Here is a 15,336-nt window from a genome sequence, read left to right as displayed (position 1 = left end):
AGCATGATCGTGGTTGAAAAACTGACCAAACAATTCAAGGGCCAGGTGGTGCTCAACGGCATCGACCTGGAGGTCAAGGAAGGCGAAGTCGTCGCCATCATCGGCCCCAGCGGTTCTGGCAAGACCACCTTTCTGCGCTGCCTGAACTTCCTCGAACAACCCACCAGCGGGCGTATCAAGGTGGGCGACATCGAGATCGACAGCAGCAAGCCGGTCAACCAGCAGGCAAGCCTGGTGCGGCGCCTGCGCCAGCACGTGGGTTTTGTGTTCCAGAGCTTCAACCTGTTCCCCCACCGCACCGCGCTGGAAAACGTCATCGAAGGCCCCACCGTGGTCAAGAAGATGCCGCGTGAAGCCGCTGACGCCTTGGGGCGCAAGTTGCTGGCGAGGGTGGGCCTGGCGGGCAAGGAAGACGCCTACCCACGGCGCCTGTCGGGCGGCCAGCAACAGCGCGTGGCGATTGCCCGTGCGCTGGCGATGGAGCCGGAGGTGATTCTGTTCGACGAACCCACCTCGGCCCTCGACCCGGAACTGGTGGGTGAAGTGCTGGCAACCATCCGCAGCCTCGCCGAAGAAAACCGCACCATGGTCATCGTCACCCACGAGATGAGCTTTGCCCGGGATGTGGCCAACCGGGTGATCTTCTTCGACAAGGGTGTGATCGTGGAACAAGGCGAAGCCAAGGCATTGTTCGCCAACCCCAAGGAAGAGCGCACCAAGCAGTTCCTGAGCAAATTCCTGGCTCACTGACCGACCCTGTGGGAGCTGGCTTGCCTGCGATGCAGAGACCTCGGTATGACGGATAAACCGAGGTATCTGCATCGCAGGCAAGCCAGCTCCCACACAAGCGTGTTCCTACAGAAACGCCTCATTGCACGTTGTAAAACACCCCGTCGTATCCATCTGAAACGCCCGCTCCCAGTCAGACCCTTCTGAATCTGCTCCAACCCGCCGTTTAGCCCTTTGCCGCCATTGACGCTCCTTGCCCAACCCTCTTATCTAGCGCCCAGAGGATTGGATCCTATCCCGGCTATTCACTGAATCGTTCTGTTCGGCCCACTGCGCTTACCTGCGCCAAAGGTCCGGAGCGAATGCTGCTGGCTGCATCAAGGAGATTACTTATGACGCACCCCCTGCTCACCGCGCCGACACTGCCTCAGGCCATCGGCAATGGCATCAATGCCCTGGCTGCCACCCACCTGCAGGTCGACATCGCACCCTATCCCGGCATGGACGAAGGCGACTTGATCGAGCTGTTCTGGAATAACTGTTTCGCCGCTTCACGTCGGATAACCGCCTGCAAGGTCGGCGCGTTCACTCACCTGCGGGTGCCGGAGAGTTTCGTGCTGGATGGCCCGGCCCGGGTGCATTACCAAGTGATGCAAGTCGGCCAGTGCCCGGCCCGCTCTGCCGTCAGGCGAGTACGTGTGAAGACCTGTTGTCCGGGCGGCCAACCGTCGCCACAGTACCTCGACGAAAACCAGAACCTCGCCCCCGTGGGCTTGCCCGACACCATCCGCCGCTTTGGCGTCAACGCCAGTCAGGTACGGCGCGGTATTCCCCTGACCATCGCGCCCTACCTGAACATGGACACTGGCGATGCGATCACCCTGCGCTGGGGCGATGTGCGCCTGGACCTGCCGAAGATCCAGGCCGTTGAAGTCGGTCTGGCGGTGCAGGTATGGGTGCCTTCATCAGTGATCACCGAAGCCGGCGACGACTGCCGACTGGAGGTGACGTACTGCGTTCTGGATCGCGTCGGCAACAATTCTCGCTGGGCGCCCTCGCGCACCCTACGCATTGCCGCCGGGGTGCCGCCCGCCGTGGCCGGGACGGTGCTGATCTATCAACCGCGGACACCGGGATCGCCCTGCGAGCCGGGGTAACAGACCTTCTATGCATATTCCCAAAAGTTAGTTTATTTATATATTTAACAAGCTTAGGGTATATGCACCGGACCACCGGACATCGCTGATTTTTCTTTTTTATTTCATTGAATGCGAGGTCGGTATGGTCAGGATCACCCCGGTGCACAACGCCAGGGCATTACGTGCAGCCAAGGAGCGGCGCTGATGTCTAACTTGGCTCAAACACCCCCCCAGAGCGATCAGGATGTTGCTCCCCTGCTGTTGCCGGCCACCGTGCTGCGCAACGATGCTGAGGCGCTGAAAGCTGCCCATGAACTGGCCCAGGCTGCGCGCCTGCAAGCCTCTAAGCGCGACCAGCAACGCAAGCTGCCATGGGCACAGATCGAACAGTTCACCCGCAGTGGGCTCGGCAGTATTTCCATTCCCCGTGAGTACGGCGGCCCGCAGGTGTCTTTCGTGACCCTGGCCGACGTGTTCGCAATCATCAGCGCGGCAGACCCGGCCCTCGGGCAGATCCCGCAGAACCACTTCGGCATCCTGCACCTGCTGCAGGGTGCCGCCACCGAACGCCAGAAAAAGCTGCTGTTCCAGAGCGTCCTCGACGGCTGGCGCATCGGCAATGGCGGCCCGGAACGCGGCACCAAAAACACCCTGGAACTCAAGGCGCGCATCACCGCCGAGGGTGATGGTTATGTGCTCAGCGGTCAGAAGTTCTACTCAACCGGAGCGCTGTTTGCGCACTGGGTGGCCGTCAAAGCATTAAACGATGACGGCAAGCAGGTCATGGCGTTTGTGCGTCGTGGCACCGAAGGGCTGCGCATCGTTGACGACTGGTCAGGCTTCGGTCAGCGCACCACCGCCAGCGGCACCGTGTTACTGGACCAGGTGCCAGTGGACGCCGAACAGGTCGTGGAAAACTGGCGTATCGGCGAGACACCGAATATCCAGGGCGCCGTCTCCCAATTGATCCAGGCGGCCATCGACGCCGGCATCGCACGCGGCGCGCTCGACGACACCATCGCGTTCGTACGTGAACACTCGCGCCCGTGGATCGATGCCAAAGTCGAACGCGCCAGCGATGACCTGTATGTGATCGCCGACGTCGGCAAATTGAAGATTGAATTGCACGCCGCCGAGGCCCTGCTGCGCAAGGCCGGCCAGGTGCTTGACCAGGTCAGCGCCGCGCCGATCACTGCGCAGTCCGCCGCCCGTGCCTCGATTGCCGTGGCCGAGGCCAAGGTGCTGACCACCGAAGTGTCGCTGCTGGTCAGCGAAAAACTCTTCGAGCTGGCCGGCAGCCGCGCAACGCTCGCGGAGTTCAACCTCGACCGTCATTGGCGCAACGCCCGCGTACACACCCTGCACGACCCGGTGCGCTGGAAGTATCACGCGGTGGGCGCTTATCGCCTGAACGGCACCTTGCCGGCTCGTCATTCCTGGATCTGACCGACCAGACATCTGGAGAACACCATGACTTTCTCTCACCCCGTCGCGGTCATCACCAGCGACGAACAAGCCCTTATTGTCGCCAGCGACCTAGCCGAAGATTTGCGCCGCGACAGTGCCCAGCGTGACCGCGAGCGCCGCCTTCCCCTGCCCGAACTGGAGGTGTTTTCGCGCTCCGGCCTGTGGGGTATCAGCGTACCCAAGGCATTCGGCGGGGCGGGCGTTTCCAACGTCACCCTGGCCAAGGTCATTGCCCTGATCGCCCAGGCGGATGCGTCCCTGGGCCAGATCCCGCAGAACCATTTTTATGCACTGGAAGTGCTGCGCGTGAACGGCAGCCCGGCGCAGCAAAAGCGTCTGTACGCCGAAGTCCTCGCTGGCCAACGCTTCGGCAACGCCCTGGCGGAACTGGGCACCAAGACTGCTCACGACCGCGTCACCAAGATCACCCGCGACGGTGACGGTTTCCGTATCAGCGGCCGCAAGTTCTACGCCACCGGCGCGATTTACGCCCAGCGCATCCCCACCTCGGTGGTGGATGAACAGGGCGTGCAGCAACTGGCTTTTGTCCCGCGTGACAGTGAAGGGTTGAGCGTGATCGACGACTGGAGCGGCTTCGGCCAGCGCACCACCGGCAGCGGCTCGGTGGTGTTCGATAACGTGTGGGTCGCCGCACAGGACGTGATCCCATTCCAGAGCGCCTTCGAGCGCCCTACAACCGTCGGCCCGCTGGCGCAGATCCTCCACGCCGCAATCGACACCGGTATCGCCCGCGCGGCCTTTGAAGACGCACTGCACTTTGTGCGCACCAAGACCCGCCCGTGGATCGATTCCGGCACCGACAAAGCCACTGACGACCCACTGACCCTGAAAAGCTTCGGGCACCTGAGCATCCGCCTGCATGCCGCCGAGGCACTGCTGGAGCGTTCGGGCGAATTCCTCGACCGCGCCCAGGCCGACAGCAACGCCGAGACTGTTGCAGCCGCCTCCATCGCCGTCGCCGAAGTACGCGCCTTGAGCACCGAAATCTCCCTGGCCGCCGGCAGCACCTTGTTCGAACTCGCAGGCAGCCAGGCGACCCTGGCCGAACATGGCCTGGACCGCCACTGGCGCAACGCCCGCGTGCACACCCTGCACGACCCGGTGCGCTGGAAGTATCACGCGGTGGGCAACTATTACCTCAACGATGAGAACCCACCACTGCGGGGGACCATCTGATGAGCAAAAAGAAGATCCTGCTCAATGCGTTCAACATGAACTGCATCGGGCATATCAATCATGGCCTGTGGACCCATCCACGGGACACGTCCACCGAATACAAGACGATCGAGTACTGGACCGAACTGGCCAAGACGCTGGAAAGGGGGCTGTTCGATGGCTTGTTCATCGCCGATATCGTCGGCGTGTACGACGTCTATCAGAATTCCATCGACGTGCCGCTCAAAGAGTCGATCCAGCTTCCGGTGAATGACCCGCTGCTGCTGGTCTCGGCCATGGCGGCCGTCACCCGAAACCTCGGCTTTGGCCTTACGGCCAACCTCACCTACGAGCCGCCTTATCTGTTCGCCCGCCGCATGTCGACGCTGGATCACCTGAGCCGTGGCCGAGTCGGCTGGAACATCGTCACCGGCTACCTCGACAGTGCCGCCAAGGCCATGGGCCTGACCGAGCAGGTCGAGCATGACCGCCGTTACGACCAGGCCGATGAATACCTAGAGGTGCTGTACAAACTCTGGGAAGGCAGCTGGGAAGACGGCGCGGTGCTCAATGATCCGCAGACGCGGGTGTATGCGCAGCCGGGCAAGGTGCACAAAATCGAGCATCACGGCGAGTTCTACCAGGTGGAGGGTTATCACCTGTGCGAACCGTCGCCACAACGTACGCCGGTACTGTTCCAGGCCGGCAGTTCGGACCGTGGTTTGCTGTTCGCCGGCCGGCATGCCGAATGTGTGTTTATCAGCGGGCAGAACAAGGCCGCGACCAAGGTCCAGGTGGACAAGGTACGCGCCAGCGCCGTGGAGGCCGGGCGCAACCCGGATGACATCAAGGTGTTCATGGGCCTCAACGTAATCGTGGGCGCCACTGAAGCGCTGGCCTGGGAAAAGCACGCCGAATACCTGAGCTACGCCAGCGCGGAAGCCGGCGTGGCACATTTTTCGGCGTCCACCGCGATTGATTTCGCCCAGTACGAGCTGGACGAGCCGATCCAGTACGTAAAGAGCAACGCGATCCAGTCGGCCACCAAGAACCTGCAAAACAACGACTGGACCCGGCGCAAGTTACTGGAACAGCACGCCTTGGGCGGACGCTACATCACCTTGGTCGGCTCACCGGAACAGGTCGCCGATGAGCTGGAATCCTGGATCAGCGAAACCGGCCTGGATGGCTTCAACCTCACGCGCATCGTCACGCCGGAAAGCTACGTGGACTTCATCGACCTGGTGGTGCCGGAGTTGCAAAAGCGCGGGTCGTACAAGACCGCCTATGAGCACGGCACGCTGCGCGAAAAGGTCTTCCATGGCAGCGCCCGCTTACCCGAACAGCACACCGGCTCCACCTACAGACACTAATCAAAAATAGATCCTCATTGCTCGTACCTACACCTTATGACTGGAAATCGACTATGAAAAAGACACTGCTTACCCACCCAGTCAAAGCACTGGCACTGGCCTTGGGTTTGTTCAGCTCGGTGGTGTTCGCCGCCGAGGCACCGTTGAAGATCGGCACCACAGCAGCCTTCGCCATTCCCCTTGAGGCCGCCGTTGCCGAAGCCGGCAAGCAAGGCCTTAAGGTTGAACTGGTGGAGTTCACCGACTGGATTGCCCCCAACGTCAGCCTGGCGGCGGGGGATATCGACGTGAACTACTTCCAGCACATCCCGTTCCTGGAAAACGCCAAGGCCGCCGCCGGCTTTGACCTGGTGCCGTACGCGCCGGGCATCATCAACAACGTCGGCCTGTATTCGAAGCAGTACAAGAGCATCAACGACCTGCCCCAGGGCGCCAGCGTGGCGATTGCCAATGACCCGATCAACAGCGGCCGCGGCCTGCAACTGCTGGCCAAGGCCGGGCTGATCACCCTTAAACCGGGCGTAGGCTACAAGGCCACCGAAGAGGACATCGTTTCCAACCCGAAGAAGATCAAGATCCTGCAAGTCGAGGCCGTGCAACTGGTACGCGCCTATGACGATGCCGACCTGGTGCAGGGCTACCCGGCGTATATCCGCCTGTCCAAGACCTTCGATGCCGAGTCGGCACTGCTGTTCGATGGCCTTGACCACCCGGAGTACGTGATCCAGTTTGTGATCCAGCCCAAGAGCAAGACCGACCCGCGCGTGATCAAGTTCGTCGACATCTACCAGCATTCGCCCGCCGTCCGTGCGGCGTTGGACAAGTCACTGGGCAAGCTCTACCAGGTCGGCTGGGAAGATAAAAAATGACCGCCGCCAACGCCCAAGTGCGCGACCTGGGCTTGCCGCCCAGGGACGCCGAGCAGACAGAACTGCACCCTGACTTGAACCGTGCCCATGTGCGCTTTATCAACCTGGGCAAGACCTACGACGGCACCGTGCATGCCCTGCAAGGCATCGACCTGGCGATCCAGCGCGGTGAAGTGTTCGGCATTATCGGCCGCAGCGGCGCCGGCAAGTCGTCGCTGATCCGCACCATCAACCGCCTGGAACAACCCAGCAGCGGGCGCGTGCTGATCGATCAGGTCGACATCGGCGCGTTCGACGAAGACCGCCTGGTGGCGCTGCGGCGGCGCATCGGCATGATCTTCCAGCACTTCAACCTGATGTCGGCCAAGACCGTGTGGCAGAACGTCGAATTGCCGCTCAAAGTCGCCGGCATCCCCAAGCTGCAGCGCGAGCAGAAGGTGCGTGAACTGCTGGAACTGGTGGGCCTCAAGGACAAGCACAAGGCCTACCCGGCGCAACTCTCCGGCGGGCAGAAACAGCGCGTGGGCATTGCCCGTTCGCTGGTCCATGACCCGGAGATTCTGCTGTGCGACGAGGCCACCTCGGCCCTCGACCCGGAGACCACCCAATCGATCCTCGGCCTGCTGCGCGAGATCAACCAACGCCTGGGCCTGACCATCGTGTTGATCACCCATGAGATGGCGGTGATTCGCGAAATCTGCGACCGCGTGGTGGTGCTCGAACACGGGCGCATCGTCGAGCAAGGCCCGGTGTGGCAGGTGTTTGGCGATCCGCAGCACGCGGTCAGCAAAACCCTGCTGGCACCGCTGCAACATGGGCTGCCGGAGGAGTTGCAAAGCCGTTTGCAGGCCAGACCGGCGACCGCCGATGCCGCAGTGGTGCTGCGCCTGCAATTCACCGGCAGTGATACCGACGAGCCGGACCTGGCCGCGTTGTTCAGCGCCCTCGGCGGGCGCGTGCGCTTGCTGCAAGGCGGTGTGGAACGTATCCAGGGGCATGCCCTCGGGCAACTGCTGCTGGCGGTGAACGGCTCGCCGCACACGGCTGAAGAACTGCGCAACCGCGCTGGGAATTGGGCGCAACAGGTGGAGGTGCTGGGCCATGTGGTTTGATCGTTTAGTGCAGGGCGCCATCGACACCTTGTTGATGGTCGGTGTGTCGTCGCTGATCGCGTTGCTGGTGGGGATTCCGCTGGCGGTGTTCCTGGTCACCAGCGACAAGGGCGGCATCTATCAGGCTCCGGCGCTGAACCGGGTGCTGGGGGCGTTCGTCAATCTGTTCCGCTCGATTCCGTTTCTGATCCTGATGGTGGCGCTCATACCGTTCACCCGGCTGATCGTCGGCACCACTTACGGCGTGTGGGCGGCGGTGGTGCCGCTGACCATCGCCGCGACGCCGTTCTTTGCGCGTATCGCCGAAGTGAGCCTGCGCGAAGTCGACCACGGCTTGATCGAAGCCGCACAAGCCATGGGCTGCCGGCGCTGGCACATCATCTGGCATGTGCTGCTGCCCGAAGCGCTGCCGGGGATCGTCGGCGGCTTCACCATCACCCTGGTGACCATGATCAACTCCTCGGCCATGGCCGGGGCGATTGGCGCGGGTGGGTTGGGGGATATCGCTTACCGCTATGGCTATCAGCGCTTTGATACGCAGATCATGCTCACGGTGATTGTGCTGCTGGTGCTGCTGGTGGCGGTGATTCAGCTGGGCGGGGACCGCTTGGCGCGGGGGCTGAACAAGCGCTGAGCACTCGTTTGTACCTGTTAAGGCTGACAGTTGTTGGGTGACGTTTTCGCGTATTTAATCGGTTTGACACCGTCTGCGACGGATCAGGGAGCGAATACCATGTTCAATATCACGCGTTGTGGCAGGTGCGCGATGCTGGTGGGGGGGTTGGCTGCGGCCACGCTTGGCGATGCAGCGGCAATGCCGCTCCACTCCTCAAATTCAACCATTATCTTTAACGGTTCTCTCACCACCTTCTACAGTTATACGCACCCAGTATGGGGTGGAAATAACATACAGTTCCTATCCCATGGGCGTATCACCCGATAAATTTCATAGATTGATTCAAACACAAACAGATGAAGGAGCCCTCACGGGCTCACCGTCAGGCGCAATCGACTGGACATGGGATATAGTCAGCATTTGGCCCTCAAAGCATCCCCCATGAAACTCGCCCCCGACGACCTCAACCAGATCACCGCCACCACCCTCGGCCACTACAACAGCGTGGCCGAGGACTTCCGTGAAGGCACCCGCGACCACGACGTGAGCCAGAACATCGACGCGCTGCTGCGGCATATCCAGGGTACAGCGCCGTTTACCGTGCTGGATTTCGGCTGCGGGCCGGGCCGGGATTTGCAGACCTTTACGCGCAGGGGGCATATCGCCGTGGGGCTCGACGGCTCCGAGCGATTTGCGCAGATGGCGCGGGAAGACAGTGGCTGTGAAGTGTTGCAGCAAGATTTTCTGAAGCTGGATTTGCCTGCCGAGCGCTTCGACGGGGTGTTTGCCAATGCGGTGCTGTTTCATATTCCCAAACAGGAGTTGCCGCGTGTGCTCAAGCAACTGCATGGAACGCTGAAACCTGGCGGCGTGTTGTTCAGTTCCAATCCACGCGGAGAAAACCAGGAAGGCTGGAATGGGCCGCGGTATGGGTCTTATCACGACTTGGCGGCGTGGCAAACACTGCTGACGGCGGCGGGTTTTGTGGAGCTGGAGCATTACTACCGCCCGGCTGGGCTGCCTTTGGAGCAGCAGCCTTGGCTAGCCAGCGTCTGGCGTAAACCGTAGAGCCGACCTGGCAATACATTCCAAATGTGGGAGCGGGCTTGCTCGCGAATGCGGTGTGTCCGTCGCCAGATATAGTGGCTGAACCACCGCTTTTGCGAGCAAGCCCGCTTCCACTTTTTAACCGCGTTTTTCCTGCTGCTCTTGCTTGGGCTCGCGGATTTTGTACCAGGCCACGTAGAGCGCCGGCAGGAACAACAGCGTCAACAAGGTGGCGATGATAATCCCACCAATCATTGCGTAGGCCATCGGGCCCCAGAACACTTCACGCGCGATCGGGATCATGCCCAGGCTCGCCGCTGCGGCCGTGAGCAGGATCGGCCGACGCCGGTGCTCGGTGGCTTCCACCACGGCATCCCACGGCGTATAGCCAGCCACTTCATATTCATGAATCTGCGTCACCAGGATCACCGAGTTGCGGATGATGATGCCGATCAACGCGAGAATGCCGAGGATCGCCACAAAGCCCATGGGCGTGCCCGTGGGGATCAACGCCAGCACCACACCGATCAGCCCCAACGGCGCGACACTCGCCACCAGGAACATCTTCTGCACGCTGTGCAGCTGGATCATCAGGAAGGTCGCCATCAGGAACAGCATCAGCGGCACCACCTTGGCAATCGGTCCCTGGGCCTTGCCGCTTTCTTCCACGGTGCCGCCGGTGGCGACCTTGTAGCCCACCGGCAAACCGGCGCTGAACTTGTCGATCTCAGGCTTGAGCTGTTTCACCAAGTCCGTAGGTTGCATCTCATCACGCACCGACGCCTTGATGGTGATCGTCGGGTTGCGGTCGCGGCGCCACACCAACGGCTGCTCCAACTCGTAGCGCACGGTGGCGAAGGCCAACAGCGGAATCGAGGTGCCGTTGGGCGTGACGATCTGCAGGTTCTGTAAGGTCTCCGGCGTACCGCGTTCGGCGTCCTCGGCGCGGCCGACCACGTTGATCAGGTAGATATCGTCATGCACCTGGGTCACCGAGGCGCCGCTGACCACACTGTTCATCAACTGCGCCACGTCTTCCGACGACAGCCCCAATTGCCGCGCCTTGTCCTGGGCGATGTCGATGCGCAGCACTTTGCCCGGCTCGTTCCAGTCGTAGATGATCTCGCCCAGGTGGCTGTTCTTGTCCAGCAGGGTTGCCAGTTCGATGGCGTGTTTGCGCACCTGGTCAGTGTCTTTGCCCGACACGCGATACTGAATCGGCCTACCCACCGGCGGGCCCATTTCCAGCGGCTGCACGTAGCTGCCGATGCCGACGAAATCATCGCGCAGGCGCTTCTGCAGGCGGGCGATCAATTCACCGCGCTCTTCCAGGCCCTTGCTCACGATGACCAACTGCGCGTAGTAGGGGTTTTCCAGTTGCTGGTCGAGGGGCAGGTAGAAACGGATCGCGCCCTGGCCGATATAGGTGCTCCAGCGCGCAATGTCCGGGTCGTCCTTGATGATCGCTTCCAGGCGATCGACGGCCTTGCGCGTCTCGTTGATCGAGGCGTTTTGCGGCAGGTTCAGGTCAACCAGGAGCTCCGGGCGGTCCGACGATGGGAAGAACTGGTTCTGCACAAACTGCATGGAGAACACCGACGCCACGAACAGCGCCACGGTAATGCCGATCGCCCACCAGCGATTACGCATGGCCCACAGCATGCCGCCGTTGAACGCACGGCCAATCCGCCCCGGCTCGGCATTGTGGGGCTTCACGTTGGCACTGAGGATATGTACGCCGATCACCGGCGCAAACAGCACCGCCACCACCCACGACACCAGCATCGCCACGGCAATCACCGCAAACAGGGTGAAGGTGTACTCGCCCGCCGAACTGGCGTTGAGGCCGATCGGCACAAAACCCGCCACGGTCACCAGCGTACCGGTGAGCATCGGGAATGCCGTGGAGGTGTAGGCGTAAGTCGCCGCCTGCTCCTTGGTTTCGCCTTTTTCCAGGCGCGTGATCATCATCTCGACGGTGATCATCGCATCGTCCACCAACAGGCCAAGGGCGATGATCAGCGCGCCCAGCGACACCCGTTGCATGGTAATGCCGCTGTATTCCATGAACACAAACACCAGCGCCAGCACCAACGGAATCGAGCACGCCACCACCAACCCGGCGCGCATGCCCAGGCTGATAAAGCTCACCACCAGCACGATGATCACCGCTTCGAACAGCGCGCTGGTAAAGCCGCCGACGGCCTCTTCCACCACTTCTGCCTGGTCGGACACTTTGTGTACACCCACGCCCACCGGCAGGTCGGCGGTCAACTCGTCCATGCGCTCATGCAGGGCTTTGCCGAAGGACTGGATATTGCCGCCCTTCTGCATGGCGATCGCCAACCCGATCGCCGGCTTGCCGTTGAAACGGAACATGGGCCGCGCTGGGTCGACATAGCCTCGGCTGATGTCGGCAATGTCCGCCAGACGATAAAAGCGATCATTGAGCCGCAGGTTGACGTTGGCCAGGTCCTTCTCTGAGGCGAACTGCCCCGAGGTGCGCACCGAAATCCGCTCGGGACCTGCCTCGATCACCCCGGCCGGCGTCACCGCGTTCTGCGATTGCAGGCTTTGCACCACTTGGCGCTGGTCAATCCCCAGGGCTGCCAATTTGCGCGTGGAGAAATTCAGGTAAATCACTTCGTCCTGCTGGCCGATCATCTCGACCTTGCCCAACCCCGGCACCGAGCGGATCTCGGCGCGCACCTGCTCGACATAATCGCGCAGCTGACGCATCGACAGGCCGTCGCCGGTAAAGGCGTACACCGAGCCGAATACGTCACCGAACTCATCGTTGAACGATGGCCCCTGCAAGCCTTGTGGGAAGGTGCCACGGATGTCGTCGATCTTCTTGCGGACCTGATACCAGATCTCCGGGATGGCCTTGGCGCTGGTGGTGTCCTTAAGGAACACGAACACCGTGGACTCGCCTGGCCGGGTGTAGCTTTTCACGTAGTCGAGGGCGTCGAGTTCTTCGAGTTTTTTCTCGATGCGGTCGGTGACCTGCTTGAGGGTTTCTTCCTGGGTCGCGCCCGGCCACCGGGTCTGGATCACCATGGTCTTGATGGTGAACGAAGGGTCTTCCTCACGGCCCAGGTTCATGTAGGAAAACACGCCCATCAGCAGCGCGACGAACATCAGGTACCAGACGAAGGACTGATGCTTGAGGGCCCAGTCGGATAAGTTGAAACTCCTTTTCATCGCGGGCTGTCCTCGTCGATTTTGACTTTTTGCCCAGGCTTCAGGCTGTTCACGCCGGCGATAACAATGCGCTCGCCAGGTTTGACGCCGTCATTGAGCAAGGCGCTGTCGGCGTCACGGCTGATCACGCTGATGTCGCGCGTTTGCACGGTCTGGCTGTGAGTGTCGAGCAGCCAGATGCGGGTCTTGCCGTCGACCTCCTGCAAAGCACTCAGGGGGACTTCGATGCGTGGCGCGATGGCCGTGCTCAAGGTCACACTGATCGCCGTGCCGAGGCGGAAAGCGGGCGGCGTTTCCGTCAAGGTCAGGCGTGCGCGACGGGTGCGCGTGGCGCTTTGGGCCTGGGGTTCGATCTCGCGCACGATGGCGGTGGTGTTCACGCTCGGATCGAGTTGCCCCGCGACCAGAAACACCACATCCGGCGGCAAACGCTCGGCAAGGCCGGCCGGCAGATCGATCACCGCTTCCTTGATATCCGGGCGCGCCAGGGTCACCACTTGCTGGCCGGCACTGACCACCTGGCCGGCCTCGGCATTCCAGGCGGTGACGATACCGGCGTGGTCGGTGCGCAATTCGGCATAGCGGAGTTGATCGTTGGCCTGATTGACTGAGGCTTTCGCCTGGTCGAGTGTGGCCTGGGTGGTTTTCAGGTCAGTCTGTGCAATATCCAGTTGGGCCTGGGCGCCAACGCCACGGTTGAACAGCTCCTGCTGGCGGCGGGCGTTGGCCTGGGCGTTGATGTATTGCGCCTGCACGCGGGCCAGGTCGCCCTGGGCCGAACGCAATTGGTTCTGCTGGTCAGTGGGATCCAGGACAGCAAGCAAGGCGCCCTTCTCCACCTCGGCGCCCACATCCACGACGCGGCGGGCAATGCGACCGGGCACGCGGAAGCCCAGGTTACTTTCATAGCGCGCCTGGATGGTGCCGGCGAAGCGGCCGAGGTTTTCCTGATCCTCGGCTTTCACTTCCATGGACAGCACCGGCCGCACGGGCTCCGGCGGCGCGTCTTCCTTGGAGCAGGCCACCAGCAACAGGCTGGCGGCGAGTATCCCCGTCAGGCGCTTCATGGCTGGGCTCCTTGCTGGGCGATCTCGACCCGCATGCCGGGGTGCAGCAATTGCCCGCCGGCCACCACGACTTTTTCGCCGCCCTTGAGGCCGTCGCCAATGATGACTTTGCCGGTGAGGTAACGCGCCACGGTGACCTTGTGCAGTTGCGCCTTGCCGTCGCCGTCGATCAGCCACACGGCGGGCTCACTGAGGTCTTTCGTCAGCGCAGCCCAAGGCAATTCGATACTGGCCTTGGCCGGGCCATTGGCAGTGGCGCTCACCACCGAGCCCAGCTCCATCCCTTTGGGCAACGCTTGCAGGGCGATTTTCACCTGCACGGTGCCGGTATTGGCGGCCACGGCAGGCGTGACCTCACGCACTTTGCCCACAGCCTTGATGCTCGGGTTATCCAACAGGCTGACGGTGATCGGCGCATCCGGTGGCGGTTCCACCAGCAGGGATTCATACACATTGAACACCGCGTCGCGCTCGCCATCGCGGGCCAGGCTGAAAATCGGCACGGTAGCCTGTACCACCTGGCCCACCTCGGCCTGGCGTGCGGTGATCACACCAGGTGCGTCGGCGATCAGCGAGGTGTAGCCGAGTTGCTCGCGGGCATTGGCCAGTTGGGCCTGGGCGGCGGCCAGTGAGCTTTGACTGCTGCGCAGCGCGGCCTGGGCGGAATCGTATTCGCTGCGACTGGTGTAGCCCTTGGGCAGGAGTTTTTCCTGGCGTACGAAGGCGGCGGCGGTTTGCTTGACCCGTGCCTGCTCGGCCACGACCTGGGCCTGAGCGGAGTCGACGTTGGTCTGCAGGTCCTTGGGATCGAGCTTGGCCAGCACTTGCTTGGCGGTCACACGGTCGCCCACGTCCACCATGCGCTGGATGATCTTGCCACCCACGCGAAAGGACAGATCGGTTTGCACCCGGGCCTGAATATCGCCGGTGAGCGTGACCGCCGCAGCAAAGTCCGCTGACTGCACGGTTTGCACAAATACCCGCGAATGCTGTTTGGGTTCAGCCTTCTCCTCGCCACAGCCACTCAGTAGCGTCAGCAGGCCAAGTCCGAAAATACAGGTGAAAATGCGACCGCCCATGCAGGCTCCTTGTGCGTGATGCCGACGTGCCAGTGTGTATGCGACTGTGAGCTTAGTTCAGGGTTCCTTATCTGCATGGAGGCTCCCATACTCCAATGGTTCCCACGCCGACTGAATGCCCATGCTCAAGCCCCTCGCGAGGGACCTGGGCTTTGCTGGCTACGCCATCTACCTGGGGCTGCCGGAAAAGACCCTGTCCTGTTTTGCCCTGCTGCCGGCATTGGCGCGCTTGATCATCCAGGCGTCGCAGCAGTGCCAGGTGTGGGTGGTGTCCCATGCCAGCCGCTTGATTGCGGCGTTGCAGCAGGATGAAGGGTGTAATTCGATTGTGTTGGAGAAGGTGTTGGGGGAAACGCGGATCGTGGGGCAAGGGATTCTGGATGGGCCGGCCTGGCATTGGCCGGAGTAGGTGGTGACTGTACCGGCCTCATCGGGGGCAAGCCCCCTCCCACATTTTG

At 61.9% G+C, this 15,336-nt stretch carries 12 protein-coding genes and 1 pseudogene; 10 read left to right on the top strand and 3 right to left on the bottom strand.

All coding sequences use genetic code 11. The features are described from left to right. Positions 1-3: 3 nt before the first annotated feature. The 9 genes from tcyN (at position 4) to AC4PS7_RS18445 (ending at position 9,549) form a co-directional block, all read left to right on the top strand. Positions 4-750 carry an L-cystine ABC transporter ATP-binding protein TcyN gene (tcyN, locus tag AC4PS7_RS18485; RefSeq protein WP_010214113.1) on the top strand — a complete coding sequence of 249 codons (747 nt, stop codon included), beginning with the start codon at positions 4-6 and terminating at the stop codon, positions 748-750. Between the two features lie 371 nt (positions 751-1,121). Then, a complete protein-coding gene (locus tag AC4PS7_RS18480) occupies positions 1,122-1,886 on the top strand; it encodes a hypothetical protein (RefSeq protein ID WP_010214115.1) in 765 nt (254 codons plus the stop codon). A 186-nt stretch (positions 1,887-2,072) separates the two neighbouring features. Further along, a complete protein-coding gene (locus AC4PS7_RS18475) occupies positions 2,073-3,314 on the top strand; it encodes an SfnB family sulfur acquisition oxidoreductase (RefSeq protein ID WP_010214117.1) in 1,242 nt (413 codons plus the stop codon). 24 nt (positions 3,315-3,338) lie between these two features. Beyond that, positions 3,339-4,532: an SfnB family sulfur acquisition oxidoreductase gene (locus AC4PS7_RS18470; protein ID WP_047544209.1), complete on the top strand. Its 1,194-nt coding sequence runs from the start codon at positions 3,339-3,341 to the stop codon at positions 4,530-4,532. Next, positions 4,532-5,884 (top strand): LLM class flavin-dependent oxidoreductase, encoded by a 1,353-nt coding sequence (locus AC4PS7_RS18465; protein ID WP_010214121.1) that lies wholly within the window; start codon positions 4,532-4,534, stop codon positions 5,882-5,884. The genes AC4PS7_RS18470 and AC4PS7_RS18465 overlap by 1 nt, the downstream gene beginning before the upstream one ends. A gap of 53 nt (positions 5,885-5,937) precedes the next feature. After that, positions 5,938-6,753, top strand: coding sequence for a MetQ/NlpA family ABC transporter substrate-binding protein (locus AC4PS7_RS18460; RefSeq protein ID WP_010214122.1), 816 nt, complete (start codon positions 5,938-5,940; stop codon positions 6,751-6,753). Then, positions 6,750-7,865 carry a methionine ABC transporter ATP-binding protein gene (locus AC4PS7_RS18455; RefSeq protein ID WP_010214124.1) on the top strand — a complete coding sequence of 372 codons (1,116 nt, stop codon included), beginning with the start codon at positions 6,750-6,752 and terminating at the stop codon, positions 7,863-7,865. The genes AC4PS7_RS18460 and AC4PS7_RS18455 overlap by 4 nt, the downstream gene beginning before the upstream one ends. Beyond that, a complete protein-coding gene (locus AC4PS7_RS18450; RefSeq protein ID WP_010214125.1) occupies positions 7,855-8,499 on the top strand; it encodes a methionine ABC transporter permease in 645 nt (214 codons plus the stop codon). Before AC4PS7_RS18455 ends, AC4PS7_RS18450 begins: the two co-directional genes overlap by 11 nt. A gap of 423 nt (positions 8,500-8,922) precedes the next feature. Further along, positions 8,923-9,549: a class I SAM-dependent methyltransferase gene (locus tag AC4PS7_RS18445; protein WP_198729553.1), complete on the top strand. Its 627-nt coding sequence runs from the start codon at positions 8,923-8,925 to the stop codon at positions 9,547-9,549. 117 nt (positions 9,550-9,666) lie between these two features. Here the strand turns inward: AC4PS7_RS18445 and AC4PS7_RS18440 are convergent, their stop codons facing one another. Genes AC4PS7_RS18440 through AC4PS7_RS18430 form a run of 3 tightly spaced genes read right to left on the bottom strand, consistent with a single transcriptional unit; the run spans position 9,667 to position 14,878 of the window. After that, complete coding sequence (locus AC4PS7_RS18440; protein ID WP_106119014.1) at positions 9,667-12,732, bottom strand: efflux RND transporter permease subunit; 3,066 nt, start codon at positions 12,730-12,732, stop codon at positions 9,667-9,669. Continuing rightward, complete coding sequence (locus AC4PS7_RS18435; protein ID WP_010214131.1) at positions 12,729-13,799, bottom strand: efflux RND transporter periplasmic adaptor subunit; 1,071 nt, start codon at positions 13,797-13,799, stop codon at positions 12,729-12,731. Before AC4PS7_RS18435 ends, AC4PS7_RS18440 begins: the two co-directional genes overlap by 4 nt. Then, positions 13,796-14,878, bottom strand: coding sequence for an efflux RND transporter periplasmic adaptor subunit (locus AC4PS7_RS18430; protein WP_492179677.1), 1,083 nt, complete (start codon positions 14,876-14,878; stop codon positions 13,796-13,798). Before AC4PS7_RS18430 ends, AC4PS7_RS18435 begins: the two co-directional genes overlap by 4 nt. A gap of 208 nt (positions 14,879-15,086) precedes the next feature. On the opposite strand from AC4PS7_RS18430, the pseudogene AC4PS7_RS18425 reads away from it, so the two are divergent. Then, positions 15,087-15,287 (top strand): annotated as a pseudogene (locus tag AC4PS7_RS18425) (AAA family ATPase); the annotation flags it as partial. Between the last annotated feature and the right edge of the window lie 49 nt (positions 15,288-15,336).

The sequence above is a fragment of the Pseudomonas sp. DW-iso3 genome, assembly GCF_058725305.1.
Note: the sequence above shows the minus strand (reverse complement) of the source record. Positions and strands in the feature narration are given on the sequence as shown.

Excerpts from the sequence above, each read along its gene's own strand:
- AC4PS7_RS18435 (WP_010214131.1), bottom strand. The coding sequence starts at position 13,799 with ATGAAGCGCCTGACGGGGATACTCGCCGCCAGCCTGTTGCTGGTGGCC.
- AC4PS7_RS18450 (WP_010214125.1), top strand. The coding sequence starts at position 7,855 with ATGTGGTTTGATCGTTTAGTGCAGGGCGCCATCGACACCTTGTTGATG.
- tcyN (WP_010214113.1), top strand. The coding sequence starts at position 4 with ATGATCGTGGTTGAAAAACTGACCAAACAATTCAAGGGCCAGGTGGTG.
- AC4PS7_RS18480 (WP_010214115.1), top strand. The coding sequence starts at position 1,122 with ATGACGCACCCCCTGCTCACCGCGCCGACACTGCCTCAGGCCATCGGC.
- AC4PS7_RS18470 (WP_047544209.1), top strand. The coding sequence starts at position 3,339 with ATGACTTTCTCTCACCCCGTCGCGGTCATCACCAGCGACGAACAAGCC.
- AC4PS7_RS18440 (WP_106119014.1), bottom strand. The coding sequence starts at position 12,732 with ATGAAAAGGAGTTTCAACTTATCCGACTGGGCCCTCAAGCATCAGTCC.
- AC4PS7_RS18455 (WP_010214124.1), top strand. The coding sequence starts at position 6,750 with ATGACCGCCGCCAACGCCCAAGTGCGCGACCTGGGCTTGCCGCCCAGG.
- AC4PS7_RS18445 (WP_198729553.1), top strand. The coding sequence starts at position 8,923 with ATGAAACTCGCCCCCGACGACCTCAACCAGATCACCGCCACCACCCTC.
- AC4PS7_RS18460 (WP_010214122.1), top strand. The coding sequence starts at position 5,938 with ATGAAAAAGACACTGCTTACCCACCCAGTCAAAGCACTGGCACTGGCC.
- AC4PS7_RS18475 (WP_010214117.1), top strand. The coding sequence starts at position 2,073 with ATGTCTAACTTGGCTCAAACACCCCCCCAGAGCGATCAGGATGTTGCT.
- AC4PS7_RS18465 (WP_010214121.1), top strand. The coding sequence starts at position 4,532 with ATGAGCAAAAAGAAGATCCTGCTCAATGCGTTCAACATGAACTGCATC.
- AC4PS7_RS18430 (WP_492179677.1), bottom strand. The coding sequence starts at position 14,878 with ATGGGCGGTCGCATTTTCACCTGTATTTTCGGACTTGGCCTGCTGACG.